The sequence below is a fragment of the Nonomuraea sp. NPDC001684 genome (assembly GCF_053596515.1).
The window spans coordinates 1-2,073 of sequence record NZ_JBSFGJ010000806.1 but is presented as its reverse complement, the minus strand read 5'-3'; the positions used below and the strand labels follow the sequence as shown (position 1 = coordinate 2,073).

The 2,073-nt window shown below is 76.4% G+C and carries 2 protein-coding genes; both read left to right on the top strand.

Annotated features, from left to right (window positions below; genetic code table 11):
- A partial coding sequence (locus ACWCSD_RS51985) for an enoyl-CoA hydratase/isomerase family protein (RefSeq protein ID WP_449927220.1) occupies positions 1-522 on the top strand: 522 nt, incomplete at its 5' end.
- A partial coding sequence (locus ACWCSD_RS51980; RefSeq protein ID WP_449927217.1) for a CoA-transferase occupies positions 519-2,073 on the top strand: 1,555 nt, incomplete at its 3' end. The genes ACWCSD_RS51985 and ACWCSD_RS51980, both read left to right, overlap by 4 nt.

Here is a 2,073-nt window from a genome sequence, read left to right as displayed (position 1 = left end):
GTGCGGCACGAGGCCGACACCGGGCGCGTGGCCAGGGCCGTCCAGCATCTCGGCATCCCCGTGGTGGCCGCCGTCGAGGGCTTCGCGCTCGGCGGCGGCTTCCTGCTGGCCACCGGCTGCGACGTGGTGGTCACCGCCGAGGACGCCCGCTGGCACCTGCCTGAGGTGCGGCTCGGCTGGGTGCCGCCCTGGGGCATCCAGAGCCTGGCCGCCCGGGTCGGGCCGGTCGCCGCGCGGCGGCTGGTCTGGGGCGACCGCCCGCTGACCGGCCGCGAGCTGCACGGGATCGGCGGCGCCGACGAGCTGGCCGCGCCGGGGGAGGCGCTGGCGTGCGCGCTGGAGGTGGCGGCGGGGCTGGCCGCGCTGCCCCCGCACGCGGTCGCCTCCGCCAAGCGGGCGCTGACCGACGCGGTGAGCGGGCCCGCCGAGACGCTCGACGCGCGCACGGCCTGGATGTTCGGCGCCGACTGCGCCTCCGCCACGGCCCGCGAGAGCCTGGCCCGCTTCGGAGCCCGCCCATGACCGCCCCGGACCAGGGCCCGGACCAGGCCCCGGACCAGGCCCCGGATCAGGGCCCTGAGCTGGTCGCAGGCGGCCGGACGGGCAAGGTGTGCGGGGCGGCCGAGGCCGTCGCGCTCATCGAGGACCACCAGGCGGTCGCCAGCACCGGCGTCATCGGCTGGCTCACCCCCGACGCCCTGCTGGCCGCGCTCGGCGAGCGCTTCGCCGCCACCGGCGCCCCGCGCGAGCTGACCTTCTACTTCCCCTGCGCCACCGGGGACGCCGTCGGCATCGGCGGCATGGACCACGTGGCCAGGAAGGGCCTGATGCGCCGCATCGTGTCCGCCTCGTTCATCAACCCCCGCCACCCGGTGACCGGCGCCCGCCCCGCCCTGACCGAGCTGATCCAGAACGACCTCGTCGAGGCGTACAGCTGGCCGATGGGCGCCGCCATGCACTGGCTGCGCGAGGTGGCCCGGCGCGGCCCCGGCTACCTGACCCGGGTCGGCCTCGGCACGTACGCCGACCCCCGGCACGGCGGCGGCAGGTTCACCCGCCTGGCCCAGGAGGACCTGGTGGAGCTGGTCGAGCTGGGCGGCGAGGAGTACCTGTTCTACCCGTCCTGGCCGCTGCACGCCGGACTGGTCCGGGCGAGCGCCGCCGACCCCGACGGCAACCTGTCCTTCGAGGACCAGCCGCTGTTCTCCAGCGCGCTGGCGATCGCCCTCGCGGTGAAGGCGTGCGGCGGCACCGTGATCGCGCAGGTGTCGCGGATCGTGCCCGCCGGCTCGTCGCCCGCGCGCGAGATGCGCGTGCCCGGGGCGCTCGTCGACCGGGTCGTCGTGGTTCCGGACGCGCCCATGACCACCGGCGTGCGGCACGACCCCGGCTACCTCCGGCACGTGCCCGACGCCGTCGCGCGGGTGCCGCGGCTGCCGTCCGGCCCGGACAAGGTGATCGCCCGCCGGGTCGCCAGGGAGGTCAGGCCGGGGGAGACCTCGATCTTCGGGTTCGGCGCCTCCTCCGACGCCGTCCTGGCCATGGCCGAGGACGGCCTGCTGGACGGCGGCCGCCTGGACGAGCACCTGTTCACCACCGAGCACGGCTCCTTCGGCGGCATCGTGATGAGCGGCTGGCAGTTCTCGGCGAACTACTCGCCGCGGGCGCTGCTCGACGGGCCCTCGCAGTTCGACTTCATCGACGGCGGCGGCTGCCCGTTCGCCGCGCTCGCCTTCGCCCAGATCGACGCCGAGGGCAACGTGAACGTCAGCCGGTTCGGCGCGGCCAACCCCGGCGCCGGCGGGTTCGTGGACATCGCGCACAACGCCACGCGGCTGGTCTTCGCCGGCACGCTGACCACCGACGGTCTCCGGGTGAGCTGCGCCGACGGCGGGTTGCGGATCCTGGCCGAAGGGCGGGTGCGCAAGCTGGTGCCGCGGGCCGGTCACGTCACGTACCGGTTGGGCGAGGGGGTGCGGCGCGGGCAGTGGGCCCGCGTCGTCACCGAGCGGGCCGTCTTCGACGTCACCGCCGGCGGCCTGGAGCTGGTGGAGCTCGCGCCCGGCGTGGACC